This is a genomic window from Pseudofrankia coriaricola, from assembly GCF_032027725.1.
Classification (GTDB): Bacteria; Actinomycetota; Actinomycetes; order Frankiales; family Frankiaceae; genus Pseudofrankia.
Map to the genome: position 1 here is coordinate 54289 of NZ_JASNFO010000005.1, position 24997 is coordinate 79285.

A 24997-nucleotide genomic window follows, 5' to 3' on the forward strand; every position below is an offset into this window, starting at 1 on the left:
AACGTAATTCTCGCGCCCGGTCGACCCGAGGCGCAACCGCCGGGGGCGGCGCCTGGGCGCGGCGCCACCGGCTGACCGCGGCTACCGGTTGACCGTGGACATGTCGGCGTAGCGGTCACCGCGGACGGCGTCGCCGGCCGCGGCGAGCTCGGCCAGGTCCTCCGGGGTGAGTTCGACGGCGGACGCCGCCACGTTCTCCTCCAGGTAACGGCGCCGCTTCGTGCCCGGGATGGGCACCATGTCGGTGCCCTGGGCGAGCACCCAGGCGAGCGCGACCTGGGCGGGCGTGGCGCCGCGCGCCGTGGCGATCCGCTCGACCTGCGCGACCACGGCGAGGTTCGCGTCGAGGTTGTCGCCCGTCAGCCGGGGCATGTTGGCGCGGAAGTCGTCGGCCGCGATGTCGGCCGCCTTCCGGAAGGTGCCCGTCAGGAAGCCGCGGCCGAGCGGGCTGTAGGGCACGAAGCCGATCCCGAGCTCGCGGGTCGTCGGCAGGATCTCCGCCTCCGGCTCGCGGGACCAGATCGAGTACTCCGTCTGCAGCGCGGTGATCGGGTGCACCGTGTGCGCCCGCCGGATCGTCGCCGGTGCCGCCTCGGACAGGCCCAGGAAGCGGACCTTGCCCGCGGTGACCAGCTCGGCCATCGCGCCGACGGTCTCCTCGATCGGCACGTTCGGGTCGACGCGGTGCTGGTAGTAGAGGTCGATGTGGTCGATCCCGAGCCGGCGCAGCGACGCGTCGCAGGCCGACCTGACGTACTCCGGCCGGCCGCTGACGGGGCGTGCCGCCAGGTCCGCCGGGTCGTAGACGATGCCGAACTTCGTCGCGACGACCACCTCGTCGCGACGGCCGGCGATCGCCCGGCCCACGAGCTCCTCGTTCGTGAACGGGCCGTACCGGTCGGCCGTGTCGAGGAACGTCACGCCCAGGTCGAGGGCGCGGTGGATGGTGGCGAGGGACTCGTCGTCGTCGCGTCCGCTGTAGAAGTCGGACATCCCCATACAGCCGAGGCCCTGGGCCGAGACGACCAGCCCCTGGCCGCCCAGCGGGACCTGGGCCAGCGTCGACGAGGTCGACGTGGACAAGGCGGACGACGTAGACGGCGGTGTCGGTGACATCAGGTGAGCGTCCTCTCCGTGTTGAGCTCGCTCTTGCTCGCATACATCTCGATCTTTGTGTCGATGGCCTCGAGGTGGCGGCTGACCTCGGCCAGCCGCTCGGCGACCCGGCGGCGATGCCCGGCGAGCAGCTCCAGGCGCCGGGCCTCGTTGCCGTCCCCTGCCCGCACCAGGGCCGCGTACTCGGCGATCTGGCGGATCGGCATCCCGGTACGCCGCAGCGCCGTCAGCGTGCCGATCCAGCGCAGGTCCTCGGCCGAGTAGCGCCGGTGACTCGACGAGGCCCGGGCCACCCGGTCGCGCATCAGACCGGCCCGTTCGTAGTAGCGCAGCGTGTGCGCGGTGACTCCGCTGACCCGTGCCGCCTGGGTGATGCTCAGCCCGGGCCCGGTCTTCACGTCGGTCAGGGTGCATGACGTGTTACGAGCGTCCCGACGGTCCGTGTCGTCTCGGATACCGCCGCTGGCGGCGCGGGGCTCGGGCAGCCTCTGGGCGGTGCGACCATCGACCATGCCTCGACGCTAGAACTTCGAGCGCGCTCCAAGTCAAACATCGACCGCGACGCCCTGGCCGCCCGCCTGCCCCGGGCCGCCTCCTCGCCACCCAGCGCGCGTCAGCCGGCGGGCCGGACGGGGAACCCGGCGGCGAGGTGAGACAGCCGTGCGGTGAGCGCGTCCCAGGGAAACCGCGGGCCGCCGGCCGATGCCGCGTCCGGCTGGGCCGGGGCGAAGTCCTCCCCGTCGAAAAGGACGCGCACGCCCCAGGAACGCAACGCCGTGAGGCTCGCGGCGAAGGCGGGGTGCCGTGCGAGCTCCCGGTTGGGGAACGGCGCGAGCAGGATCGGTTTCCCGGCGCCGAGGCCCTCGTTGACCAGGCCGAGCACGAGGGTGTCGGATATGCCGGCGGCGAGCTTGTTCACCGTGTTGAACGTCGCCGGCGCGACGACGAACGCGTCCGCGGGCGGAAGCACGTCCGGCTCCTCGGGGCGCTTGTACTCGGAGCGCACCGGGTGCCCGGTCAGCTCGGCCAGGCGCGCCGCGTCCAGGAACTTCATCCCGGCCGGCGTCGCGACCACGCACACGTCCCAGCCGGCGGCGAGCGCCCGCTCGACGAACGGCTCGATCTCGCGCGCCGGCTGCCCGCCGCACACGAGGACGTAAAGCACCCCGAGCTCAACCCTGGCCATGCTCCGATGTCCTACCAGGCTCGCCTGAGGCCCGAGAGCGAACCATGCCCGTGACGTAAATGTCGCCGATACCGGCCGGGCTCGCTTACCCGCCGGTCGTCGGCGCTGCGGACAGCTCCCGAGCCGATCCCGGGAGTCTTGCCGTACATACCATTGGTATTCACTCGGCGACAGCGGGCATACCCGGCGGATGGTAGTCCGCCGCGGGTTTCTCCGCTATGGGGGCATCGGGCCGATCCCCTGGTAGGCCGTATCCGGCATACCGGGCGGAACCTGGCTCATGGCGCCCGGATAGGATCATCGACCTGCAGCCGTGTCCGGTCGAGGCGTGTCACCAGGAAGGGGCTGGTGGGCTCTGGTGCAAGGTTCAGGGGTAAGCGGCATGCTCGACGGCTTGACTCCCACGCACCGCGCCGTGGAGATGGAGGACCTGCCCGCCCTCCGGGACCTCCTGGACGCCGGCGCCGACGTCCACGAGGAACGAGACGGGTTTACGCTCCTGCACCGCGCGATAGACATGGAGCTGGACGCGCACGCGCTGACCGGTGAACCGCTGCACGTCGACATGACGGCGTACCTTCTCGCCCGCGGCGCGGACCCGCGCCGGCGGGGCGAGGGTGGGAACGGCATATCGGCGAGGCATATGGCCGTGTCGAGCGGTCACTGGCTGGCCACCTGCCTCATCGACGAGTGGATCCGCACCCACACCGACGGCGGCGACTAGACCTCGCGCCGACGAGTATCGCCCTCCCGCCGGATCCGCGGGCGCCCGAGAGCGTTTGCGGGCGTCCACGGATGTCGGCGGGCGGTCGCTGTCAGCCGAGGTAGGGGCGTTCGGCGCGCAGCTCGCGGCGGGCGATGGTGCGCCGGTGGACCGCGTCCGGGCCGTCGACGATGCGCAGGGCGCGCGCCGAGGCGTAGAAGTGGGCCAGCGGCGTGTCGTCACTGACGCCGGCGGCACCGTGGACCTCGATCGCCCGGTCGATGACCGCGGTCGCCACGGCCGGCGCGGCGACCTTGATTCCGGAGATCTCCGTGGCGGCGCCGCGCGCGCCATGCCGGTCGATCAGCCAGGCCGTCTTGAGCACGTACAGCCGTACCTGGTCGATCTCGATCCGTGAACGAGCGATCAGGTCTCGCACCACGCCCTGATCGGAGAGCGGCCCGCCGAACGCCGTCCTGCTCTTCGCCCGCTCGACCATCAGGGCAAGCGCCCGTTCGGCCATCCCGATCGCCCGCATCGCGTGGTGGATCCGTCCGGGGCCGAGACGCGCCTGCGAGATCGCGAACCCCTCGCCCTCGCCCGACAGCAGGTTGGACGCCGGCACCCGGACATCCTCGAACACGATCTCGGAATGGCCGTGCTGGTCCTGGAAGCCGAACACCGGCAGGTGGCGCACGACCGTGACCCCCGGCGTGGCCAGTGGCACGAGGATCATCGACTGCCGGCGGTGCGGGTCCGCGTCCGGATTGGTCTGGCCCATCACGATGAGGATTTCGCACCGCTCGTCCGCGACACCGGTAATGAACCATTTCCGGCCGTCGATGACGTACTCGTCGCCGTTGCGGACGATCGACGTCCGGATATTCGTCGCGTCCGACGAGGCGACGGCGGGCTCGGTCATCGCGAATGCCGACCGGATGTGCCCGTCCTTCAGCGGCTCCAGCCAGCGGGCCCGCTGCTCGGAGGTGCCGAACAGCTCCAGCGTCTCCATGTTGCCGGTGTCGGGCGCCTGGCAGTTGATCGCCTCCGGGGCGATTACCGGCGACCACCCGGAGATCTCCGCCACCGACGCGTAGTCCACGTTCGACAGGCCCGACCAGGCCGGCAGGAAGAGGTTCCACAGGCCGCGTTTGCGGGCGGAGGCCTTCAGCTCCTCCATTACCGGTGGGTACGCGTGCTCGCCATGCTCACGCAGCCAGTCGCGCCATACCGGCTCAGCCGGGAACACCTCCTCCCGCATGAAGTCCCACATCCGCTCGCAGGTGTCGCGCGCCTTGGCCGACAGCTCAAAGTCCATGGCCGTCTCCCGTCCTTCTCAGCAGTTCGGGCTCCCCGCCGCCCGAGGCTTTCCCACTGTCGGAGTGTCCCGGCTGACCCGGCTGTCCCGGGCCTCCAGATGACCCGGCTGTCGCGGGCCTCCAGGTGACCCGGCTGTCGCGCTTCGCCTTCGCCGCCGACCGGTCCGGGCCCTCCCAGGATGATCGGTGCCCCGGCTCATCCCTTCCAGCGATCCAGGCCGTCGAGAGCGATCCGTTCGGGCGCGCCGGACAGGTCGCCGAAGTCCTGGCCGGCCATCACGCCGGCGGCCGCCCGGGCGGCGACACCCTGCGCGATCGCGGCGAACTTGAAGTGGGCGAAGGCGAGGTAGGCGCCGAGGTCCGCGAGGTCCGCGCCACTTCGCGACGCATAGCGCTCGACGAGGTAGACCCGGCCCGGGAAGCCGGGCTTGGCCATGACCGCCGGGATCAGCAGCGGCGACCGTTCGCCTGGCTCGGTCCAGTAGAAGAGGAGCATGCCCAGGTCGGCCAGCGGGTCGCCGAGCGTCGACAGCTCCCAGTCCAGCACCGCGCCGATCCGGCTCGGGCCCTCAGGGTGCATGAGCACGTTGTCGAGGCGGTAGTCGCCATGCACGACGGACGGGCGTGCGGGCTCGGCGAACGGGTGTGCCGCCAGCCGGCGCCCCAGCTCGTCCATCGCCGGCACGTCGCGTGTCTTCGCGGCCTCCCACTGGCGCGTCCAGGTCCGCACCTGCCTGGCCATGAACCCGGAGTGCCGCCCGTAGTCGCCCAGCCCGACCGCGACCGGGTCCACCGCGTGCAGCGTCGCGAGCGTGTCGACCAGCGCGTCCGCGATCGCCGCCCGGCTGGCGCCGTCCTCGGCGTAACCGGGCGGGAGCATGTCGCGGATCGCGTGCCCCGCCACCTTCTCCATCACGTAGAACGGCACGCCCAGCGGGCCGGACTCGTCGCGGACGAGCAGGATGCGCGCGACCGGGACGCCCGTGCCGGCGAGCGCCGCCTGGACCCGCGCCTCCCGGCCCATGTCGTGCGCGCCGCGCAGGATGTGCCCCGACGGCGGCCGCCGCAGCACGACCGACCCCGCCGGGCTTAGCAGCTCGAACGTCAGGTTCGACTTCCCGCCCGCGATCAGCCGCGGCTCGATCGTGCGCCACCCGTCGTCGCCCAACGTCTCGGCCAATAACGGGCCCACCAGCTCCGGACGGGTCAAACCGTCGAGTTCACCCACGTTGCCGCCTCTCCAAGCCAGGTGCCCGGTGCCGCCCGGAACCGGTCAGTCCCACGCCGATCCACCGCATGGCTTCCGAGCCATCACATGCGACCCGAGCCGCCACAGGCGTTCCGGGCCACCACAGGCGTTCCGGGCCACCACATGCCGCCCGAGTCGTCCCGTGCCATCCACCAGGTTGCCGTCGTAAAGATCCACTCGCGTCGTCGGCTCCGCCGCCACCGGGGTGGCGCCGGCGCCGAGGTGAGCTCCGCGACAGACGCCCCCGGGCAGAACGAGGCAATGGAATCCGATTGTTGTCGACCGTTGGCGGACGTGTACTCGTCAGTGTGACAACGATCCGGCCAAGGAGGCGACTATGGCTGCCCGCGGCGACGGCAAGATCGGGCGGGTTGTGTCCGGGCTCGTCGGGCGGGCCGTCGCCGTCGGGCGGGCCGGGCGGCTGCGGGCTCTCCTCGAGGCCGGCATCGTTCCCGATCTGTCGGGCGGGTCGTCGGCTGGAGCGGCGACGCCCCGAGCATCCCGCCGCGCCGCGCCGGCTGCCCCGATGCGGCCGCAGTCCCGGCACACGCTGGAGCTTCTCGCGATATGCGCCGCCAGCCTCGTTCCGTGGACGATCCTTCTCGCCGTGACGCTGCCGGAGAACCGCGAGGTCCACCAGTGGCGCGCCGCGTGGGTGGGCTTCGACTCGATACTGATCACGGCCATGGCGGCCACCGTCGTACTCGGCTGGCGACGTCACCGCGCCGTGTTCCTGACCGGACCGGCTACCGCCGTCCTGCTCATCTGCGACGCATGGTTCGACATTTCGTTTGATGTCGGTACATCCGATGTCTGGGTGTCGGCCGCGCTCGCCGGCTTCGCCGAGCTTCCGCTCGCCGCCTTCCTCATCCAACGCTGTTACCGGCTGCTCCCGTCACCGGTGCGCTCGGGACAACGTCCGATCCGGGCCGATCCCGAGATACCCCGGCAACCGGCTCGTCCGCGAATCCTCACCACCACCGCGAACGCGGCGACGGACCCGAGCGGAACGGGAGAACCCGCGCCGATCAGGATCGGCGTCATCCTCGGTTCAGAGCGGCCCCATCGAGGGGGCGAGCAGGTGGCCACGTGGGTCCGCGACGTGGCCTCGCGCCGCGGTGACGCCGAGTTCGAACTGGTCGCCCCACACGACTATTCGCCGCCTCCGCCGGACGTGCCGCTGTCGTCCCTGGCCAGCCATGACCGGCACGACCACGCGACTGAGTGGGCAGCCAGGATCGCTTCCTTGGACGGGTTTGTCATAGTCGCCTCGGACCGCGACCACGGTATTTCCCGGATGTTCGAGGGCGCGCTCCAGCGCCTGTACGCGGAATGGAACAACAAGGCTGTCGGGTTCGTGTCGTATGGCGTTGTCGGCGGCCAGGCGGTCGAGCGCCTGCGGCTGATCGCTGGTGAGCTGATGATGGCGGATGTCCGTGAACGGTTGGTTCTGTCGCCCATGGCCGATTCCGGGCCCTCCGCCGTCTTCGAGGCCGGCGACGAGGACCTGGCCGCGCTGCACACGATGCTCGACCAGGTCGTCAGCTGGAGCGCGGCGCTCGCTCCGCTCCGCTCTGTCGCCGCTGCCTGACGACCCATCGTCCGGGGTCGACCTTCCGGCGGGTGCGGCTCGTTCAGGGGCCGCCGGCTGATTCCAGCTGGTGCCGCAGGGACCAGTAGAGATTCTCCAGATCGCGGTCAGTCTCGCCGGTCCACGAGGGGTTTGCCTGTTCGGCAAAGAGATAGGCGCCGTACTCGCTGGTCATCGAGACGTGGTCGCCGGATGCCGCGTGGGCACGCATCCGCAGCGCGAACAGACCGGGATGCGCGGGGTGGACGACGAGGCCGCCCTGCGTGGCGGCCAGGGCGGCGTCGGGACTGCCGGACCGCAGGTGTTTCTCACCGAGCAGGAGAGCGGCCCGCAGGGCCTTGAAACGGCGGGCCGCATCGGCATCCGTCCCGAGGGCGGGTGGCGGTGGGGGAGGGTCAGCAGGCCGCAGTACTTCCACCGAGATTGGCCCGCTGTCCGAGGAGTCGCCGTCCGGGCCGGCGACCGAGATCGTGTCCGACTCGGACTCCTCACGGCGGCGGCGCCGGGAGGAGGAGACGGAGGCGACGGTCGCGGCCCCGAGCAGGCCGGCGGCGGTCACCCACGTCTCGGCCTGCCATTTCGGGACGTCATGCGCACCCCGGCTCGGCCCGATGTGTTCCGCCGTCCCATCGCTTCCCGAGCGGCCATCGGCCGTTCCGCCGGTCCCGGGCGTCTGGGGTCCGGTGCCGGTGCCGGGCGAGGGCGCTCCGGGACCGGTCGGCGAACCGCTCGCCGTCGTCCGGCCGGGAGACGCCGGGCCGGCGGCGGATGACGGCCCTGCCTCGGGTGTCGTCGTCGGTGACGCGCCCGGCGTGGCCAGCGTGCTGGCCGGCGGCGTCGGCCGTGGTGTCGGCGCGGGTGGTGGCTGCGCGCCGCCCGGCGACGCCGTGGGCGGCTGCGTCGACGTCCGCGGCGTTTCCCCTGCGGGCGCGCCCCCAGGTGATGCCGGAGTATCGCCGCCGCGTGGAGCAGGAGCCCCGCCCGGAGCAGGAGCCCCGCCCGGAGCCGGAGCACCGCCGGGAGCCGGGGCACTGCCGGGAGCCGGGGCACTGCCGGGAGCCGGAGCGCCGCCTCCAGGAGCCGGGGCGGCGCGCCCGGCCGCGTCCAGGACGGGCAGCGCGAGCCGCATACCCGGATTGATCAGGTCCGGGTCGGCGAGGCGGTGGCCGGAGGGATCGGCGGCGCCGCGGTTGGCGGCGAAGACGGTGTCGACCGCGGCGGGCATCTGGGCGGGAGCCGCCTCGGGGTAGCCGTCCTCGACAATCGACCAGAGAGACTCGCCCTGCTGGACGGTGTGGTTACCGGCCGTGGGGAGCAGCGCGACCGGCTGCCCGTCACCCCCGGCCGCGCCGGAGACATCCGGTCCGGCCGGACCGTTTGGGTCCTCCGCATCGACTCGACTGGTCGGGTCCCCGGAACTAGGACCGGAGCCGTCGAAGCCGAAGCCGAAGCCGAAGCCGAAGCCGGAGTCGGAGTCGGAGTCGAAGCCGGGATCGGCGGAGGCGACTGGACTGACTGGGTCGACCGGACCGGTCGACGAGGCAGGCCCAGCCGGAGTGTCGACGCTGTGGTTCATCGGGCTGGCTGTGTCGGCCGGGCCCGGACTCGCGGTCGCGGTCGCGACGGTGGCCGGGCGCTGGTCCTGCTCCGTGGTTGCGAGCGCGGCGCGGCTGGACATCAGGGCCGCCACGACGACGCCCGCGGTGGTGACCAGGCGGGCGGCGCCCCGCCGGACGAACGGTGGTGCCGGCGCCGCGTGCCGGCGCCTGCCCCGCGCCTCGTCGGCGGCTCGCGCGGCCGGGCCGGACGGGGCCGCCTCACCGCTCGGCCTGCCGCCTCGACCGCGACGCGTGCCGCTCGGCCTGCTGCCCGGCGCGCCGGGCTCGAACCGTCCGCTGCTTCTGGCTGCCCCGCTGGTCCCTCCCGGCCGGGCGGCCCGGTCCCGGCCGGTCGCCCGTGCCCGCTGGGCGGCGATCTCGAAGCCGACGCAGACGACGAGCCATGCCCACAGCAGCCAGCTCACCGCGGCGACGACATCCCACCCGGCATACGGCTGGCCCGCCATGGGCAGCGGGTTGGCTCGCCAGGCCCACAGCACGACGGGGACGACGACCAGGAGCGCGACGAGCGACGCGAGCGCGGCCAGCCCACGGAGGATCTCGGCCACACCTGGCCAGCCGGCCAGCGCGCCGTCACCGGCCCATGCGCGGCCGCTTCGCCCACCGCCGCTCCACGTCGGGGCCGGCCGACCCCGGGAGGCCAGCGAGCCCCGGCGGGGCGGCGACGTCCAGCGGGGCGACGAGCCGACACCATGCGGCCAGCCGCCGTCGCCTGCCGGGCCGCCGTCCGTCAGGCCGTCGTCCGCCGAGCCACCGCCCGTCGGGCCACCGCCCGACAGGTCGCTGACTGCCCGGCCGGTGCCTGCCGGGCCGAGGCCGGCGGCTGCGTCCTCACCGGTGCCGGTGCCGGTGCCGCTGCCGCGGCCCGCCCGGGCGTCCCAGCGACCGCGGTCGCTCACGCCCCGCCCGGCGCGCGACGACCCGCGTGCGCCGCCCCGGCCGGTCACCAGCTCGGCGGGATCGGGCCGGCCGCGTGGCGCGGTGCGTGGCGTGGTCGCCGTCATCGGGCGGCTCACGCGGCCGGGCGACGGGGGCGGCGGTGAAAGCCGGGACGCATGGGCCCTCCCAGTAAGGCATGGCATGGGGACGCCTTCGCGCTGGGGCGCGGCATCCCACCAGAACCAGTGGCGAGCGCGATGCGCTGACAACTCAGCCCGGATGGCTCGTCTCGGCCCGGATGGCTCGTCGCGAACGGCGGAACGACGCGGCCGCGCGACCGACACAGGTGCCGATCGCCCCTTGAGTATTGGCTGTCTGGCAGAAATTGCGGCGCCGGACCGTCCGGACAGTCCGGCGTATTCGTTGACAAAGAGGTGCTACCACACAAAGCGTTGCCTGCGTAGTCACGTCCGGCAACCTGTGGATAACTGCTCGCCTCGGTTGCGTCAACGTTCGGTAGTGGAAGTCGTTCGGCTGGCCGCCCGCGAGGATCCGCCGCGGGTCGCCGGTCTTCCTGGGCTCGGTGGACCCGGTCGGGCTGGCGATCTGGCCACCAGCCGCGGCACGGCAGGACCGACGCGCGCCCGTCAGGCACGGGCCCTGCCGTAGAAGGCTTCGGTCACGTAGGGGAGGAGGACTCGGCCGTCCTTCTCGTGCTTGGCGCACAGCGCGCGGACCTGACGGAGGAACAACGGGCCGGCGGCGGCGATGGCGCGCTGGCCCTGAGTCGACGACGAGCCCATGGCGACGAACTCGTTGATCGTGAGTGGCTGCCGCCACTCCGTCGCGCGGCGTTCCACCTCGTCGAAGTGGGCCGACAACTCCGTCTCGACATCGATGGGCTGGAAGGCGCGGCTACGGCTGTGGAAGGGCGAGATCTCCTCGAGAAGGTTCTCGTACTCTGCGGCGAGGCCCCCTACCTGGAAGTCGCGGCTGTTCTGGACGACCATGCACACCCCGCCTGGCCGCAGTGCTCGGGCGGCGGCAGCCAGGAAAGCTGGCCGGTCCATCCATTGGTACGACTGGGCGGACACGACGAAGTCGATGCCTGTGAACCGCCCGAGGAACTCCTCGGCCTTGCCCTGTTCCCACGCCACCTGCGGGAACTTCTCCTTACCGAGGGTGATCATTTCCCCGGACACGTCGACCGCATGCACCTCCGCGTCGGCGGGAAGCTGCGGGAGCAGCGCCTCCAGAGCGATCCCGGTGCCCGCGCCCACGTCCACGACCGTCGGCCGGGCGTCCGCCGGCAGCAGGGTGACGGCGTGGGCGAACAGCTCGACCGGGTACCGGGGCCGGGTTCGTTCGTAGCTGTCGGCGGGCCCGTCGAGCTTCGTCGGGGGAGTAGCCATTCTCCGATGATCCCCGCGCCCGCGGCCGGTCTCCGAGGCGGGGCTGCCAGTGTCCTCCACGCGGTGACCTGTCGTAGATGCGTGGTCGCCGTCTGAGAGCGACCGCCGTATCACGCCCGCGCCCGCCCGGCCGGGCTCACCTGCCCACATGCGCTCGCGCCGTGCCGGATCGGGGCGCTTGCATCGCTGGTACCGACGATGACGGGCGAACGACCATGCCGCGGGTATCGACACTTCCCTTGTCTTGCGGCACTATCGAGTGAATGCCGGCCGGGCCGGCGCGGATCCCCCCGTACCGCGCCGACCGACCGGCATCCTCTATGCATCTCGGCTCCCGCCGAGCCGCGCGGTGCCGCTCGCGCCGCCCCGCCGGCTGTCCGCTCGCACGCGTCTCCACCGCCGGCCAGAGACTGGCGGTGCCGTGCTTGCGCGCCGGCCGCCGCGGGTCCCTCTCCCTCTTCCGGTCCCGCTCTCGGTCCCGCTCCTGCTCTCTGTCCCAGTCTCGCTCCCAGTCCGGCGTCGGCGCCTTGCTCGCAGGTCTCGCGGGGATGGGTGTCGGTGGGGCGCCGGACGCCGGTTCTCATCCACTGTCAGCGATCATCGGTGTTCGGCCGGCGGGGCTCGGTTGTGATCCCCGGGCGGGTATGCGGACTGGCGTCGCATGGCCCGATTTGTCTCGTCTGGCGCATACCCGGCTCGTGATCAGTGCGGCCCACCGCCTCCCGGGCATGCCAAAGATCGCTGGCCGGGTATGTGGACCGGCGTCCACGCCTGGTCAACGAAGATCGGCGACGGATGGCCCGGTGTCGTCAACCATAGGTTGACGACGATCTCTCGTCAACCTATGGTTGACGCATGGTGGAACCAGTGCTGATGACGGCACCCGTGCGGCTCGACGACCTGATCGACGCAATCAAGACGGTGCACTCGAACCCCCTCGACCAACTCGCCGATGCGGTCATCGCGGCCGATCACCTCGGCGACGTTGCTGACCACCTGATCGGGCACTTCGTCGACCAGGCGCGCCGTTCGGGCGCCTCGTGGACGGAGATCGGCCGGAACATGGGCGTCACCAAGCAGGCCGCGCAGAAGCGCTTCGTGCCGAAGGACCCCGGCGAGCCGTCGGACCTCGATCCGAACCAGGGCTTCGCCCGCTACACCCCGCGGGCCCGCAACGTCGTGATGTCATCCCAGAACGAGGCGATCGCGGCAGGCAACGACCAGATCACCCCCGCACACCTCGTGCTCGGCCTGCTGGCCGAACCTGAGGCCATCGCGGCGAAGGTGATCGTCGCGTCCGGCGTCTCGCTGGACGTGGTCCGCGCCGCCGCCACGGAGGCGCTGCCGCCGCGCGTCGAGACGAGCTCGGCCGGGGGAGCGGGATCCGCGGCGAAGCTCGTCCCGTTCGACGGCCGGGCCAAGAAGGCGCTGATGCTGACCTTCCGCGAGGCGCTGCGCCTCGGCCACAACTACATCGGCACCGAACACATCCTGCTCGCCCTGCTCGAGTTGGAGAACCTGGAGGAAGGCAGGCCACTGCTCGGTGACCTGGGCATCACAAAGGGCACCTCCGAGGGACACATCGCCGGTCTTATCGCCCAAGTGGTCGCCGCGGCCCAGGCCGCCGCCCGTCCGGACAGTGAGGCTGGCGGTGCCTAGTGCCGCCCCCCACCAACGTTCGCCCGCCAGCACGCGACTGGTAGATCACCACCACCGTGTCGCCGTAGTCGTGAATCGGGCCAAATCGCGACCGCGGCGACATGCCCGTGGCGATCATGAACAGTCGCGGACGGGGCGGACCTTTGCCGGCGCGGCACCAGAACGAGGTGCCATGAACGCGTCGCTCTGGGGCATCGGCGCCGCGAAGGCGCGCACCCGGCCACGGCCTCACCATGCCGGACGTGACCCGTGCGGTCACCGCGGCGCACGCCGGCGCCGGCCAGCCGATCTCATGGAATGACACGGAAGCCACCGGCCGGACCGGCCGGTGGCTTCGGTCGGAGGAACGTGGTGCCTTCCGGTGCGGAGCGCGTTGCATCGGCTGTGCGAGTCTGATCCGGTGACGGACTGGCTGGCTCCGCCGGACGAGCTCATGGTTCTGACGACCGAGCGGCTCCGGCTGGTGGAGGTCGAGGCGCCGCGGCTGTCGGCCGAGGAGCAGAACCTCACCAACCGCGCATGGGACGACGCCCTCCTGGCCCAGCCGAGCATGTTCGACGGGTCGGTGGCCGCGTCCGGCGGGCTGGCGCGGGAAGGCCCTGACGGCTTGGTGCTCGCCTGGATCCGGACGACATACCGGCGCTACGTGCTGCGTAAGGTTCCCGGTGCCACCTGCTGGCTTCCGCACCTTTTCGTCAGCATTCTGCAACCGACGGACGACGAGCGGCTGCTGGTCGGGCGGATGGCGTCGTGGACGGCCGCTCCCGGCCGCTGGCAATTGCCCAGCGGGACAGGCGAGCCACCGAAGGCCGAGGGCGAGCCCTTGGATGTTGACGGGCTTCGCGCGCTCGCGGCCCGGGAGTTGCGAGAAGAGACCGGAACCGAGGCGGCGCCCGAGGACCTCGGCCTCCAGTGCCTCGTGCTCAGCACTCAGGGCGATGTCGGTGTCCTGTTCCATGCCCCGCCCAGGCCCGTCACGTCGCTGCGCGACCAGTACGCGTCCCTGCTCGAGGCCGAGAAGGCGCGCGGCCACGACCCGGAACTCGACCAGATCGCGTTCGTCTCGGCGCCCGGCGACCTGGCGGCCCTTGACGGCCCCACTGCCGACTACCTGGCCCTCGTCCTCGATCGGCACGGCCAGCACGGCCAGCACGGCCAGCAAGGGCTTGGCCGGGCGGGCCGGGAGACGGGCCCAGGCACCCCCACTGGCCCTCGCGCCGAGACCGCGGGATCAGGGTAAGAGAGACAGGATGGGTGGGTGAGCGATCCGAGGCGTTGACGGGGCGCTGGCCCGGGCCGGGCTTCGCGAGGTCGACGCCTCGGCGCGGCGCCGGGCCGAGTACTCGTCGGATGCGTCGAACTACCGGGTCGTGCCGGCGGCGGTGGTGTTCCCGCACGATGGCGACGAGGTCGCGGCGGTGGCTAGACCTTGACGTCGAGGGCCTGAACGGCGAGATCCCAAGGAAAAGTGTCGATCGTTCCGCCGCGCGGCGGGTGCGGCTCGAAGGCGCCTGGGCCGTAGAGGACCGTCACCCCGCTGGCTCGCAGCTCGTCGACGCTGCGCGTGAAGACGCGGTTGGCGGCGAACGCCGAGTTGACATAGGGCAGAACGATGATCGGCACACCGGCACCTGTCAGCTCGGCCAGCAGGGTGAGTGGGTAGGTGTCGGCGATGCCCGCGGCCCACTTGTTGATGGTGTTGTAGGTCGCCGGCGCCACGATGACGGCGTCGGCGCCGGGCAGGCGGCCAGGCTCGCCGGTCGTCCGGAAACGCCCGCGCAGCGGGTGGCCGGTGAGCTCCTCGAGCGCTGGCACATCGAGGAAGTGCTGCCGCGCCGTGTCCGTGGGAACAAGATAGGTATCCCAGCCGGCCTGCCGGGCGCGCGTCACCAGCCGCCCGACGTCCCCGGCGGGCCCCGCTCCGCACACGATCACGTAGACGATGCGCCGGCTCACCAGGCACCCCTCCCTCGCACCGGCCTCACCAGCCAGACCAGCACCATTCGGCGCCAGTCCGACATCAACATCACGAGAATGCCACCCGCTCGCTACCCGCAGCGCGGCGGGTAGCGGCGGTAGCGGCCTGGCAGGCCGCCCCGGCCTCCGGCGGCGGACACGCCGCCCACCCTCGTCAGGCGCCGCGGCCCTTTCCGCCGCCCGCCCCCCAGCCCGTGTCGAGGCCGGTCGGCCTTCGGCGTTCAGGTCGTCGGCGAGGGAGCTACGCCCAGACAGGCGACTACCCTGTCGAGGTCAGGAGCCAGGAAGATCTGGGAGTAGAAGCCACCCGCGGGGCGGGCGTCGACATGCCCGACTACCAGCTCCGGCCCGGGGAAGGCAGCGAGATCAGCGACGGCCTCGGGCATTCCCGATCGACGGCTGACCGACTCGCGCCACCGTCCCCGTCCGACGTCCGCAGAGCCGGTACCAGTGCTCCGCGGACTCCACGTCGTCGTCCCAGACCTCGAACGTCGCACCGGCCGCCAAGGCGTCGCCACAGAGCCGGGCGACCGCGCCGCCAGCCGAGAGCAGATCGGCGAGGCGTGCTCTGTCCATGGGCCGCGCCGGTCGTCGGCCGGTCGTCAGGAGGATCTGTCGGTGGCGGCTATGCCCACGAGGCCGCCGATGACGGTGCCGATGACGACCGGGAAGCCGTCGGGCACCTCCTTGTCCATCAGGACCATCGCGATCCAGCCGCCGAGCGAGCCCAGCATGGCGACGCCGAGAAGGCACAGGACGAGATAGCGAGGCGCGCCGAACCACCGTTGGGAACCCATGGGCGTCACCAGGCCGGGTCGGGAGCCGGTAGTAGCCATCGGCTTGGAACGGGAGCCGGTGGCCGCCACCGGGCTGGGGCGGGAGCCGGGTGTTGTCTCGGTCTCATCTGTCGACATTTGGGTCCTCCTCGCGGCAGGCCACTTGTGGACCGGCGCGCCAGCCGCGGCCCAGAGACAATCCGTGCTCTATACACCTACCCCCGCCGAGATCGGGAAAAGCGTAACCGGTCGGGCGTAGCCGTCGGTGCGGGGGACAACGAGAAATCCCCAGCCGACGACGCCGGCTGGGGATTCTCCTGGTGCTGTGCTGCTGTGCTGTGCTGCTGTGCTGCTGTGCTGTGCGGAGCCGTGCGGCCCGAGGCGGGGCCCTCGCGCGGCAACCGCGCTGCCTACTCGACCGCGACGACCTGGCGGGCGGGCACGCTGGGCCCGACGGCCTCGGCCTCGGCCGCGGCCGAGGCGTGGGCGGACCCCGCGGGGTGGCGCGGCAGGAGGAGGCTGGCGACGAGGCCGATGGCGGACAGGCCGATGATCCACCAGAAGGTCGCGCCGAAGGCCGCGCCCACCTTGTCGGCGATCGCCGCGGGCAGCTTCTGCGCGGACGACGCGGCGAGCGCCCCCTCCCCGCCGCCGGCGAGGCCCGGCAGCCGGCTCGCGATCCCGCGCTGCAGCTCGACGGCGACCAGCGCGGTCGCGAGCGAACCTCCGACCCGCTGCAGGATGTTCAGCGTCGTGGACGCCTTTGGCACATCCGTCGGCGCGAGCGTCTGGTACGCGGCGCCCATCGCCGGCATCATCGCCGCGCCGAAACCGAGGCCGCGCACGAACAAGGACAGCGCCAGCACGACCTCGTTGGTGTGCGCGTCGACCTGGGTGAACACCAGGGTGCCGAGCAGCGTCACCGCCATGCCGACGGGGACGACGTAGCCGGGGCCGCGGCGGTCGGAGATCTTCCCGGCGAGCGGCATGGCGATCATCGCGCCGAGGCCCTGGGGCGCGAGCAACAGGCCGGCGGCCATCGCGCTCTGCCCACGGGCGACCTGGTAGTACAGCGGCAGCAGGAACATCGCGCCGAACAGCATGGCGCCGATGACGAAGGTGGCGATGCTCGCGACGCTGAACGACCGGTTGCGGAACATCTTCATGTCGAGCAGTGGATCGGCCCGGCGCACGGCGTGCACGACGAACCCGACCAGCAGGACGACGCCGAGCGGGATCGCGACCTGCACCTTCGTCGCGCCGAAGCCGCCGCTGTTGCCAGCCTCGGACAGGCCGTAGACGAGTGCGGCGAGCCCAGGTGAGATCAAGGCGAGCCCGAAGACGTCGAGCCGGTGGTGCGATGCCCCGTGGTCGCTACGCTCCAGCACCCGCCAGGACAGGAACAGCGCGAGAATGCCGATCGGCAGGTTGACGTAGAAGATCCAGCGCCAGCTCAGGTTGTCGACGATCAGACCGCCGATGACCGGGCCGAGTACCGGGGCGAGCAGCGTCGGGACGCCGATGATGCTCATCACCCGGCCCATGCGCTGCGGGCCGGCCGCCTGGGCGAGCAGCGTCATACAGATCGGCATGATCATGCCGCCGCCGAGGCCCTGCAGCACCCGGAAGAGGACCAGCACCGGCGCCGACCAGGCCAGGCCGCACAGCGCGCTGCCGATCACGAACAGGGCCAGCGAGATGTTCCACATTCTGAAGGCGCCGAACCGTTCGACCGCCCAGCCGGCCAGCGGGATGACCACCGCCAGCGCGAGCAGATAGCCCGTGGTGACCCAGGAGATCGTGGATAGCGACGTGTCGAACTCGCTACCAAGGTCGTGGATGGCCACCGAGACGATCGTGGTGTCCAGGATCACCATGATCGCGCCGAGCATGACGGTGCCGGCGAGGCGAAGCAGGGCCGGGTCGAGCTTGTCGGTGACCGGTCCTGGCGCGGCGCTGGCCGGCGGTGGGGCCTCGGTGGGTTGGTCGGGCACGATGATCTCCCGGGGAGAGGGCGGTAGACGCGGGGAGGTCGGTCGCGCCGCCGACCATTCCGGGTCGGCTACGCCGACCTGGAGGGCCCGGACGCGGCCCCTCCGGCGAGCGGACGGGACGAGAACGATGCTGTCGTCGCCCAGCATGCGGGCGATCGTTGAGTGGTGTCAAACATATTGTTGCAACAATGACCGCACCGTGACGTCAGCCGCTACCATCAAGGCATGATCGAGGCCGCTGGGCAGGTTGGCGGGGAGGCGGCGCTCACCCAGGAGGCGACGCTCGCCCGGGAGACCTGGCGCGCGATGCTGGCGCTGACCATGGGCGGCGAGGCGCATACCCGGATGCATGACGTCTGCCAGGCGGTGGACCTTACTCCGGCCGCCATGAAGATCCTCATGGTGCTCGCGTCCGGGCCGCGCCCCATGCGCGAGCTGATCGAGACGTTCCGGCACGACCCGTCATACCTGACCAGCGTGGTGGACATCCTGGAGCGCCGCGGCGTCGCCCGCCGCGAGCCGCACCCGACCGACCGACGGGCCAAGACGGTCGCGATGACGGAGGAGGGCCAGCAGGTCCTGGCCCAGGCCCTGGAGATACTCACCGTCCCGCCGCGCTCGCTCGGCGTGCTCTCGCCGGCCGAGCAGGAGCAGCTACTGGCGCTCCTCATGCGCGTCCTCGCCGCCGAGCCCGCAGTCCCAGAGGCGATGCGCCCTTGCGTCCCCGCCAGCTTCGCCCGGCCCGTCTGAGGCCGCGCCACGTGGGGTGGTCATATGGCGGGCGCTCCGCGCCCGCTACCGTGCACCGCTTGTCGGGCGCTGAGCGCCCCACCGTCGCGCCGCCAGGATTCCCCGATCGAGGGCTCGCTGGCCGCGTCCAGCACTTACGGTGATTGACTGCACACGGCTGAAGCGGCCGCTGACGGCCCATCGTGGCCGGCCGGTGTGATTGCCTGGGGCGCGCCCCAGGCAATCTGGAGTGCCGTTCGGCCGGAGCCTCGTTCCGAACTGGAATCGTGGCATTTGGGCAAGCCTATTGGCAGGCTGAGCTGACACACTTCACGGCACCGCGATCGATGTGTGTTGGATGAGCAAGCCTATTGGCTGGGTGAGCTGACACGCTTCGTGTCAAGTTGCGCCCTGCGAGCGCGGATGGAGCCGGAGCCGGTACTGGGGCAAGGTCGGCGCATGCAGATCGACCTTCGGGACTGGGAGAACGCCCGGTGGGGCGCCCTCATCCGCGCACAGGCGGCGGCGTTCACCGTCGAGCAGGCGAAACGACACGGTATACCTGACTATCGTGTGTGGGCGCAGGTGGCCGCTCAACGGTGGCAGCGGGTGCACCCGAGAGTCTATGCCGCCTATAACGGGCCGTTGACGGCCGACACCCGGCTGTGGGCCGCGGTTCTCTATGCCGGGCCCGAGGCAGTTCTCTGCCGGGAGACCGCGGCGCACAGCTGGGGTCTCCTGGACGAGCCGCCTCCGGTCATCCATGTGCTCGTTACCGGGCCGATGAAGCTCACCTCGGCTGAGGGAGTCCAAATCCACCGCACTCGCCGGTCGTTGACGGCTATGGATATTTGCCGCTCGGACGCTCCGCCGCGTACGTCGCCCGAGCGCACAGTCCTCGACCTCGCCGAGCAGCTCGACGACTTGGAGGCACTCTGTGAACTGGTCGCGAAGGCAGTGCGTAGCCGTATTACGACGGGCACGCGGCTGAATCAGGCACTGGAACACCGCAGCCATGTCCGGCACCGCAAGTTGCTGGAAGAGTGCTGTTTGCTCGCGGCCGATGGTGCGCACTCGTTGCTGGAGATGCGACACGCGCTGCTGTGCCGGCGGCACGGTCTGCCGGAACCGGCTCGGCAGGTCCGTTTCCAGGGGCAGGGCGGCTGGTACACCTTCGACGGCTTCTACGAGCGTGAACGGCTCGTCGTCGAGCTGGACGGATGGAAATACCACGGGCATCACGAGGCGTGGTTAAAGGGCCAGCTGCGCGATTTTGACATCAAGGTCGACCATCTTGAGATCCTCCACCTGCCAGGCTCGTTGGTACTCGCCAACCCCTGCGAGGCCGCCCGCCGACAGGCCACCGCGCTCCACCTGCGTGGCTGGACCGGCAGCCTCCGCCCATGCCGAAGCTGCGCGTGAAGCAACGTGCCTGGAGGTCGTTTCTTGCGAGCCGTCGAAGGCCCACGGTGTCGCCGCGGCCAGCGTGAACGGACCGCGCGTCGGCTCCGACCGGCGGGAGCTCACGCCCGCGCAGGCTGACGTTCGCCACGCGCCCAGCGCGGCCCTCGTTGTGCCTGCTCCGTCCGTCCCCAACGTGCCTTGTCGCTCTCGCCGCCGGCCTGCCGAAGAATGCCGGTCTGACACGCGGGCCGGGCGTAATGCCCTGTCCGCGGGCCGGGCGTTACGCCCGGCAAGCCGGACGGCCGCGTCAGGCGTACCGACCGACCCACTGAGCCGTCGACCCACCGGCTGACCGATCGGTCGTCCGGCTGCCGGACGGCCGTGCCAGGCGTACCCACCCACCGGCCCGTCGACCCACCGACTACCGACTGACCGATCGGTCGTCCAGCGCTCCTGCTGCCCCTCGGCCGCCCCCAGGGCCGGCCAGGAAGCACCTTCACATCTTCAGGAACTACCAGGTGTACCGGGCCAGCCGGGCAGGAGGCCGAGGTCACGGCATACCAGCTGGGCCTCGATGTTGCGGCCGTCCTTGGTGGAGCGCATGGGAGGCGACGAGTCCTCCATGACCGCGTCGGCGGCGTCGGGGTTGGCCACCAGCCAGGCGACCACCGCGCCGACCACGTCGGGCGGGGCGGCGCCGGACGCGTCGAAGCCGAAGCCGCCCATGTCCTGCGCCATCCGCTCGGTGGCGATAAAACCGGGCTGGACGTTGTAGGCGCGGACCCCGCGACCCGCCACCTCAAGGTGGAGGACGCCGGCCACACGGTGCAGGGCCGCCTTGCTGAGGCCATAGCCAAGGCCCCAGCCTCCCTCGCCGGCGGCTGCCGGCGGGTCGTGGAAGCCCGCGCCGGACGTGATGTTCACGATGCATCCGGACCCGCGCTCGAGCATGCCGGGCAGCACTTTCTTGATGAGCGCCAGGGGAGCCAGGACGTTGGCCTCGAGGTGCAGTTCCAGCAGTTCCAGTGGGGTTTCCTCCAGGTAGTCCATGTGACCGGGGCCGACGTAGCGGCCGTTGTTCACCAGCACGTCGACCTGCCCCCAGGCCGCCAGCACAGCGTCGGCGGCGGCGACCACCGAGGCGCGATCGGTCAGGTCGGCGGGGACGGTGAGCGATCGCGCGCCTTCCGCCTCCACGAGCAGGGCCGTCGACGAGAGCGACCCGGGGAGGGGACTGGTGTCGGAACGGCGCAGGGTCGAGGAATGCTCGCGCTCCTCCCCGTCCTTGACGGTGCGGGCGGTGATCGCGACGTCAAAGCCGGCCCTGGCGAGGTGCACGGCGATCGCCTTGCCGATGCCGCGGCTGGCGCCGGTGACTATGGCCGTCGGCATCGCGGTCAGCCCTCGTCGACGAGGACGGCGGTCAGGGAGTCGTGGTCGGCGACGGCGGTCCCGATCCGGGTGAGCAGCACGTTGGTGATCTCCGGCTTGACCTTGAGGGTGATCCCCCAGAGGTAGAAGCCCTCGATGATGCCCCGGCGGAACCCGGTCCAGGCGTCGTCGAGCGGCGGGGCGTCGACGCCGCCGGCGCGCAGCTCGTCGAGGTAGTGGCGCAGCAGGTCGCGTTCGTGGCCGCGGCGGTCCTCGACGGTCAGCGCGGACGCGATGTGGTAGCCGACGTCAACCCACCACGGGCCGCGCTGCGCGAGCTGCCAGTCGACGAACGACGGCCGGCCCTCGGGGTCGAGGTAGACGTTCCCGACGTGCGGGTCGCCGTGCACGACGCACCAGGGGGACGCGGCGGCGACCATGGCGGCGAAGCGCCGGTAGGCGTCGACGAGCCGCTGGGCGTCGCGGACCTCGGCTGGCACGCCGGCGCCGATCGGGCCGGTGAAGTTGCCGTTGATCTCCTTGAAGCCGCGGTGCTTCAGATGGCCGTCCAGCCGGGGCGCGAGCCAGCCGACGTCCGCGAGCGCGGGTACGCCCCAGGTCGAGGCGTGCAGCCGGGCGAGCTGGGAGAGGCTCACCGCGGCCTGGTCCGGGGTGTACGGGGCGAGGGCGTCGAGGAAGACCGAGCCCTCGGCGACGATGTCCCGAGTGATGACCAATCCGGCGCCGTGCTCGGGGTGGACGTCGGCATAGACGGCGCTCAGCGTGCGTACTCCGGTGGAGTCGGCCAGATCCCGGTAGAAGTACGCCTCATGCTCTCCCGTGCCCGGTACAAGAGTGCCAGACTCGGTGAAGAACCCCTTGACGCACAAGGCCAATGGCGCCTTGTCCTCGCCCAGGCCATCACAGTCGACCTCGAAGCGGGCGTTCGTCGCGACCCGGGCGATGACGGGACCCCGGGTGACCCCGTTGACCCGGATGCCGGGGTACTGCTTGCTGAGGATCCCGGCCAGCCAGACCGGGGAGAGCATCTCGTCGAGGGTGTCGGGCACCCGGGGCGCGACCGTGCTCATAAGGCGGCCCCGACGGCGGCGCTGTCGCTGGAGGTTGGGACCGCGGCGCGCGGCGCGGGCGCGGTCTCCGTCGGGACTCGGGGGAGCATCTCTTCTCCTTGGTCGCGGTGGTTGGCACGAGGCCATGAAAACGGAACGGCGGCAATCCTGACACCGTGGGCGGCGAGTTCTCCCTGGTGGTCATGCTGTCGGCGGGCTTGCTCACGAACGCCGGACGACTCACGAACGCCGGGCGACTCACGAACGCCGGGCGACTCACGAACGGCCGGACGGCTCACACCCGGCCCGGCGGGACGGCTCGCATACGGTCCCGGCGGGACGCTCACAACAGCGGTGGTGCTCACGAACGGCTGAGCACCACCAGCGGAATGACCCTTTCGGTGCGCGTCTGGTAGACGTCGTAGTTCGGCCAGGCGGCCGTCACGATCTTCCAGAGGCGTGGTTTCTCCTCGGGGGAGGCTGCCCGGGCGACGACCGGGATGTGCTCGGCCTTCACCTGGATCTCGGCGGCCGGGTCGGCCTGGAGGTTCAGGTACCAGGCGGGGTGCTTGGGCGCCCCGCCGGTGGAGGCGACGACGAGGTAGTCGTCGCCGTCGCGGGCGAAGATGAGCGCCGACGTGCGTGCCTGGCCCGTGCGGCGGCCGGTCGTGGTCAGCAGCAGGATCGGGACGCCGTTCCACAGGTAGCCGACCTCGCCGTCGGTCTCCCGGTAGGCCCGGATGTGGTCCTCTCCCAGCAGGGTGAGTTCGGGCCGGACGTAGGTTGGTTCGCTCACGGAGTTCTCCGGATGTCGGATGGCGTGGCGGGCCTGGACCCCCGGTGGTGGGCTGGCGGTCCGGGCCCGGTCATCAGTCGAACAGGACGGGGATGGCGGTCGCGCCGCGCTCGTACATGCCGATGTAGCGCGGGGGCTCGGCGCCGGGGTCGAGGCGCAGGTTCGGCAACCGGTCGAGCAACGCGTTGATCCCGACGCGTATCTCGGCCCGGGCGACGTGCATGCCGAGGCAGATGTGCGGGCCGCCGCCGAACGCCAGCGACGGCCTCAGCTGCCGGGACGGGTCGAACTCGTCGGGCCGGTCCCAGCGCAGCGGGTCCCGGTTCCCCGCGCCCACGCAGATATGCAGCACCGACCCCTTCGGCAGCCTGGTCCCGTAGAAGTCGACGTCGCGGGTGACATGCCGGGAGAACATCGGGTCGGTCGGCATCCAGCGCAGCGACTCCTCGATCGCCGGGCGCAGCAGCGACGGGTCGCCGCGGACCGTGCGCAGCACGTCCGGGCGCTGCAGCAGCGCGGTGAGCGTGATGCCCATCTGTTTCCAGGTGGTGCCCGACCCGGCGGTGAGCAGCAGCAGCGAGAACGAGTAGATCTCGGCGTCGGAGAGCCGGTGCCGGCGGCCCTCCTCATCGGTGATCTCGGCCTCGGCCAGGACGCTGATCAGGTCATCCGTGGGCGACGCGCGGCGGGCCGCGACGATCGGTCGCAGCATCTCGATGACCCTCGGAGGGTCATTGAGCGCGGCGCGCAGGTCGAGCGCCCGCTCGACCGGCACCCCGAAGCTGCCGGTGATCGTCAGCACCGGGATCGCCGCGCAGAAGTCGACGTTGAGCTCGGCCCGGCCGTCGCCCGCGAAGCTGTCGACGAGCAGGTGGACGGTCTGCTCGATCCAGTTGCGGATCCACCACTCGGCCCGCTTCGGGACGAACGACGGCTGAACGAGCGCCCGGTAGCGGCGGTGCTCGCCGCCGTCCATCGACAGCATGCTGTTTGTCGCGCTGGCCGGGCCGGTCTGGATGTTCACCGGCTCGGGGGAGGCGGCGAACGTCTCGGCGTCCCGGTAGACGGCGTCGCAGGCGGCGTAGCCGAACACGGAGAAGTGCGGCCGGTCGTCGAAGGGCAGGCCCTGGAACATCAGTGGCTCATTGACGCCGGTGAGCTCGTGGACGGTGCCGGCGTGCACCGGCCCGGTCTCCCGCAGCCGGTGCCAGACCGGGTAGGGGTCCTGTTCGAATCCGCCGCCGGAACGGGCGTTGTACGAGCCGCGCAGGTCGAAGAGTTCCTGGATGCGTGCTCGGTCGAGGGTGGCGATCTCGGTCATGGAAATGTCCGCCGTTTTCGGTTGGGGCGTCGCGGCTAGCGCGCGACGTAGCCGCCGTCGACCGGCAGCAGGACGCCGGTGACGTTCGCGGCCCGGTCGCTGACCAGGTAGATGGCTGCCTCGGCGCAGTCCTCGGCGGTGATGGGCCGGCCGAGCGGGTGGTTGGCCCCGGTCGTCTCGGCGACGCGGCGCAGCGTCTCCTCGTCGGTCGCCGCCATGCCGCCGGCCGCCATGAACCCGGTGAACGGCATCCCGGCCGGGCAGATCGCGTTGGCCCGGATGCCGAACGGCGCGCCTTCTATCGCGGCGGCCTTGGTGAGCTGATGCACCGCGCCCTTGGTGGCGCCGTACACGGAGCCGCCCCAGCTGACCAGGCCGGCGACCGACCCGGTGTTGAGGATGACCCCGCCACCGCCCTGCTCCTTGAACCGAAGGATCGCGTGCTTGGTGCCGAAGAACACGCCGGCGAAGTTCACGCCGACCAGGCGCGCGAAGTCCTCGGCCGTGTGGTCCTCGAGCTTGCTGCCGAGCCGCGGCGTCGGGATGCCGACGTTGTTGAACAGGATGTCGAGCCGGCCGAACGCCTCGGCGGCGGCGGAGATCATCGCGGCGACGTCGTCCTCGTTCGACACGTCGCAGCCGACGGCGATCGCCGTCCCGCCGGCCGCCTCGATCTGGCTCACCGTCTCCTTGACCGGTTCCAGCCGGATGTCGGCGCAGACGACCCGGGCGCCCTCCTCGGCGAACCGTAAGGCGGAGGCCCGGCCGACGCCGGAGCCGGCGCCGGTGACAATGGCACTCTTCCCGTCCAGCAGGTTTCCCATCA

The 24997-nt window shown here is 71.5% G+C and carries 23 protein-coding genes; 6 read left to right on the forward strand and 17 right to left on the reverse strand.

Annotated features, from left to right (window positions below; genetic code table 11):
• Positions 1–81 precede the first annotated feature (81 nt).
• The 3 genes from QOZ89_RS05590 to QOZ89_RS05600 form a co-directional block, all read right to left on the reverse strand.
• Entirely contained in the window at positions 82–1116 is a 1035-nt protein-coding gene (locus tag QOZ89_RS05590) for an aldo/keto reductase (RefSeq protein WP_241842202.1), read from the reverse strand.
• Positions 1116–1628, reverse strand: coding sequence for a MerR family transcriptional regulator (locus tag QOZ89_RS05595; protein ID WP_083419595.1), 513 nt, complete (start codon positions 1626–1628; stop codon positions 1116–1118). The genes QOZ89_RS05590 and QOZ89_RS05595 overlap by 1 nt, the downstream gene beginning before the upstream one ends.
• A gap of 101 nt (positions 1629–1729) precedes the next feature.
• Complete coding sequence (locus tag QOZ89_RS05600) at positions 1730–2302, reverse strand: flavoprotein (protein ID WP_071052435.1); 573 nt, start codon at positions 2300–2302, stop codon at positions 1730–1732.
• Between the two features lie 382 nt (positions 2303–2684).
• On the opposite strand from QOZ89_RS05600, the gene QOZ89_RS05605 reads away from it, so the two are divergent.
• On the forward strand, positions 2685–3026 hold the full coding sequence (locus tag QOZ89_RS05605; protein WP_071052434.1) for an ankyrin repeat domain-containing protein: 342 nt from the start codon (positions 2685–2687) through the stop codon (positions 3024–3026).
• 91 nt (positions 3027–3117) lie between these two features.
• Here QOZ89_RS05605 and QOZ89_RS05610 read toward each other — a convergent pair whose 3' ends face one another.
• Positions 3118–4323, reverse strand: coding sequence for an acyl-CoA dehydrogenase family protein (locus QOZ89_RS05610; protein ID WP_071052433.1), 1206 nt, complete (start codon positions 4321–4323; stop codon positions 3118–3120).
• 197 nt (positions 4324–4520) lie between these two features.
• On the reverse strand, positions 4521–5552 hold the full coding sequence (locus tag QOZ89_RS05615) for a phosphotransferase family protein (RefSeq protein WP_071052432.1): 1032 nt from the start codon (positions 5550–5552) through the stop codon (positions 4521–4523).
• A gap of 358 nt (positions 5553–5910) precedes the next feature.
• Here QOZ89_RS05615 and QOZ89_RS05620 point away from each other — a divergent pair, with 358 nt between their 5' ends.
• Positions 5911–7164 (forward strand): NAD(P)H-dependent oxidoreductase, encoded by a 1254-nt coding sequence (locus QOZ89_RS05620; protein ID WP_241842201.1) that lies wholly within the window; start codon positions 5911–5913, stop codon positions 7162–7164.
• 43 nt (positions 7165–7207) lie between these two features.
• Here the strand turns inward: QOZ89_RS05620 and QOZ89_RS05625 are convergent, their stop codons facing one another.
• Entirely contained in the window at positions 7208–9787 is a 2580-nt protein-coding gene (locus QOZ89_RS05625) for a hypothetical protein (protein WP_312623164.1), read from the reverse strand.
• A 522-nt stretch (positions 9788–10309) separates the two neighbouring features.
• The gene (locus tag QOZ89_RS05630; protein WP_071052430.1) at positions 10310–11074 is read right to left on the reverse strand and encodes a class I SAM-dependent methyltransferase; all 765 of its coding nucleotides are present in this window, start codon (positions 11072–11074) and stop codon (positions 10310–10312) included.
• An 855-nt stretch (positions 11075–11929) separates the two neighbouring features.
• Here QOZ89_RS05630 and QOZ89_RS05635 point away from each other — a divergent pair.
• A complete protein-coding gene (locus QOZ89_RS05635) occupies positions 11930–12733 on the forward strand; it encodes a Clp protease N-terminal domain-containing protein (RefSeq protein ID WP_083419594.1) in 804 nt (267 codons plus the stop codon).
• 400 nt (positions 12734–13133) lie between these two features.
• A complete protein-coding gene (locus tag QOZ89_RS05640) occupies positions 13134–13973 on the forward strand; it encodes an NUDIX hydrolase (protein ID WP_071052429.1) in 840 nt (279 codons plus the stop codon).
• 182 nt (positions 13974–14155) lie between these two features.
• Here QOZ89_RS05640 and QOZ89_RS05645 read toward each other — a convergent pair whose 3' ends face one another.
• From QOZ89_RS05645 to QOZ89_RS05665, 5 genes are all read right to left on the reverse strand, one after another.
• A complete protein-coding gene (locus tag QOZ89_RS05645; RefSeq protein WP_071052428.1) occupies positions 14156–14689 on the reverse strand; it encodes a flavoprotein in 534 nt (177 codons plus the stop codon).
• Positions 14690–14931: 242 nt separating this feature from the next.
• Positions 14932–15096, reverse strand: a complete 165-nt coding sequence (locus QOZ89_RS05650) for a hypothetical protein (RefSeq protein ID WP_157910598.1) — start codon at positions 15094–15096, stop codon at positions 14932–14934.
• Complete coding sequence (locus QOZ89_RS05655; protein ID WP_071052427.1) at positions 15077–15286, reverse strand: hypothetical protein; 210 nt, start codon at positions 15284–15286, stop codon at positions 15077–15079. Before QOZ89_RS05655 ends, QOZ89_RS05650 begins: the two co-directional genes overlap by 20 nt.
• Before the next feature lie 26 nt (positions 15287–15312).
• The gene (locus QOZ89_RS05660) at positions 15313–15624 is read right to left on the reverse strand and encodes a hypothetical protein (RefSeq protein WP_071052426.1); all 312 of its coding nucleotides are present in this window, start codon (positions 15622–15624) and stop codon (positions 15313–15315) included.
• 272 nt (positions 15625–15896) lie between these two features.
• Complete coding sequence (locus QOZ89_RS05665) at positions 15897–17480, reverse strand: DHA2 family efflux MFS transporter permease subunit (protein WP_071052474.1); 1584 nt, start codon at positions 17478–17480, stop codon at positions 15897–15899.
• Between the two features lie 225 nt (positions 17481–17705).
• On the opposite strand from QOZ89_RS05665, the gene QOZ89_RS05670 reads away from it, so the two are divergent.
• Positions 17706–18230 (forward strand): MarR family winged helix-turn-helix transcriptional regulator, encoded by a 525-nt coding sequence (locus tag QOZ89_RS05670; protein ID WP_071052425.1) that lies wholly within the window; start codon positions 17706–17708, stop codon positions 18228–18230.
• Between the two features lie 333 nt (positions 18231–18563).
• Positions 18564–19631: a type IV toxin-antitoxin system AbiEi family antitoxin gene (locus tag QOZ89_RS05675; protein WP_241842200.1), complete on the forward strand. Its 1068-nt coding sequence runs from the start codon at positions 18564–18566 to the stop codon at positions 19629–19631.
• A 486-nt stretch (positions 19632–20117) separates the two neighbouring features.
• Here the strand turns inward: QOZ89_RS05675 and QOZ89_RS05680 are convergent, their stop codons facing one another.
• The 5 genes from QOZ89_RS05680 to QOZ89_RS05700 form a co-directional block, all read right to left on the reverse strand.
• Positions 20118–21005, reverse strand: a complete 888-nt coding sequence (locus QOZ89_RS05680; protein WP_071052423.1) for an SDR family NAD(P)-dependent oxidoreductase — start codon at positions 21003–21005, stop codon at positions 20118–20120.
• A gap of 5 nt (positions 21006–21010) precedes the next feature.
• Entirely contained in the window at positions 21011–22075 is a 1065-nt protein-coding gene (locus QOZ89_RS05685) for a phosphotransferase (RefSeq protein WP_071052422.1), read from the reverse strand.
• A gap of 340 nt (positions 22076–22415) precedes the next feature.
• Positions 22416–22850, reverse strand: a complete 435-nt coding sequence (locus tag QOZ89_RS05690) for a nitroreductase family deazaflavin-dependent oxidoreductase (RefSeq protein WP_071052421.1) — start codon at positions 22848–22850, stop codon at positions 22416–22418.
• Positions 22851–22923: 73 nt separating this feature from the next.
• Positions 22924–24171, reverse strand: a complete 1248-nt coding sequence (locus tag QOZ89_RS05695) for a cytochrome P450 (protein ID WP_071052420.1) — start codon at positions 24169–24171, stop codon at positions 22924–22926.
• 35 nt (positions 24172–24206) lie between these two features.
• Positions 24207–24995, reverse strand: coding sequence for an SDR family NAD(P)-dependent oxidoreductase (locus tag QOZ89_RS05700; protein WP_071052419.1), 789 nt, complete (start codon positions 24993–24995; stop codon positions 24207–24209).
• Positions 24996–24997: the final 2 nt, after the last annotated feature.

Bases quoted from the DNA above. Each gene is read 5' to 3' on its own strand.
- QOZ89_RS05590 (WP_241842202.1), bottom strand. From the start codon at position 1,116: ATGTCACCGACACCGCCGTCTACGTCGTCCGCCTTGTCCACGTCGACC.
- QOZ89_RS05595 (WP_083419595.1), bottom strand. From the start codon at position 1,628: ATGGTCGATGGTCGCACCGCCCAGAGGCTGCCCGAGCCCCGCGCCGCC.
- QOZ89_RS05600 (WP_071052435.1), bottom strand. From the start codon at position 2,302: ATGGCCAGGGTTGAGCTCGGGGTGCTTTACGTCCTCGTGTGCGGCGGG.
- QOZ89_RS05605 (WP_071052434.1), top strand. From the start codon at position 2,685: ATGCTCGACGGCTTGACTCCCACGCACCGCGCCGTGGAGATGGAGGAC.
- QOZ89_RS05610 (WP_071052433.1), bottom strand. From the start codon at position 4,323: ATGGACTTTGAGCTGTCGGCCAAGGCGCGCGACACCTGCGAGCGGATG.
- QOZ89_RS05620 (WP_241842201.1), top strand. From the start codon at position 5,911: ATGGCTGCCCGCGGCGACGGCAAGATCGGGCGGGTTGTGTCCGGGCTC.
- QOZ89_RS05625 (WP_312623164.1), bottom strand. From the start codon at position 9,787: ATGACGGCGACCACGCCACGCACCGCGCCACGCGGCCGGCCCGATCCC.
- QOZ89_RS05630 (WP_071052430.1), bottom strand. From the start codon at position 11,074: ATGGCTACTCCCCCGACGAAGCTCGACGGGCCCGCCGACAGCTACGAA.
- QOZ89_RS05635 (WP_083419594.1), top strand. From the start codon at position 11,930: ATGGTGGAACCAGTGCTGATGACGGCACCCGTGCGGCTCGACGACCTG.
- QOZ89_RS05650 (WP_157910598.1), bottom strand. From the start codon at position 15,096: ATGCCCGAGGCCGTCGCTGATCTCGCTGCCTTCCCCGGGCCGGAGCTG.
- QOZ89_RS05655 (WP_071052427.1), bottom strand. From the start codon at position 15,286: ATGGACAGAGCACGCCTCGCCGATCTGCTCTCGGCTGGCGGCGCGGTC.
- QOZ89_RS05660 (WP_071052426.1), bottom strand. From the start codon at position 15,624: ATGTCGACAGATGAGACCGAGACAACACCCGGCTCCCGCCCCAGCCCG.
- QOZ89_RS05670 (WP_071052425.1), top strand. From the start codon at position 17,706: ATGATCGAGGCCGCTGGGCAGGTTGGCGGGGAGGCGGCGCTCACCCAG.
- QOZ89_RS05680 (WP_071052423.1), bottom strand. From the start codon at position 21,005: ATGCCGACGGCCATAGTCACCGGCGCCAGCCGCGGCATCGGCAAGGCG.
- QOZ89_RS05685 (WP_071052422.1), bottom strand. From the start codon at position 22,075: ATGAGCACGGTCGCGCCCCGGGTGCCCGACACCCTCGACGAGATGCTC.
- QOZ89_RS05695 (WP_071052420.1), bottom strand. From the start codon at position 24,171: ATGACCGAGATCGCCACCCTCGACCGAGCACGCATCCAGGAACTCTTC.
- QOZ89_RS05700 (WP_071052419.1), bottom strand. From the start codon at position 24,995: ATGGGAAACCTGCTGGACGGGAAGAGTGCCATTGTCACCGGCGCCGGC.